This is a genomic window from Faecalitalea cylindroides ATCC 27803 (assembly GCF_000469305.1).
Taxonomy (GTDB): Bacteria; Bacillota_I; Bacilli_A; order Erysipelotrichales; family Erysipelotrichaceae; genus Faecalitalea; species Faecalitalea cylindroides.
In genome coordinates this window covers 834-1,106 of record NZ_KI271066.1, presented here as the reverse complement: position 1 = coordinate 1,106, position 273 = coordinate 834, and the positions used below count along the sequence as shown (strand labels likewise).

The window sequence follows — 273 nt, the reverse complement described above, 5'->3', positions numbered from 1 at the left end:
TCCGTTTGTAGCCTACAAGATTTCCCGCATATATCGGGCTTCTTAAAATGCTCCTCACGCTGTTCCCACTCCAAATATAGCGTTTGTCCTCGTTCCCCTCAAAATGACGTTCAAAGCCTGTTTCGCCACGCTCCGCCGCATAAGCGGCAGGGCGTAGGATATGCTGTTTATTAAGATGTCTGCAAATTTTGGCAACTCCATTCCCTTTTAATGCAAGGTCGAATATCTCTTTTACAACATGTGCCACTTTACCATCAACGAATAAGGATGCTC

1 protein-coding gene is annotated in these 273 nt (G+C 45.4%); it reads right to left on the bottom strand.

Annotated features, from left to right (window positions below; translation table 11 throughout):
* Nucleotides 1–273 (bottom strand): recombinase family protein (locus tag HMPREF0367_RS10785; protein WP_035403782.1); only part of this gene is annotated, 273 nt, incomplete at both ends.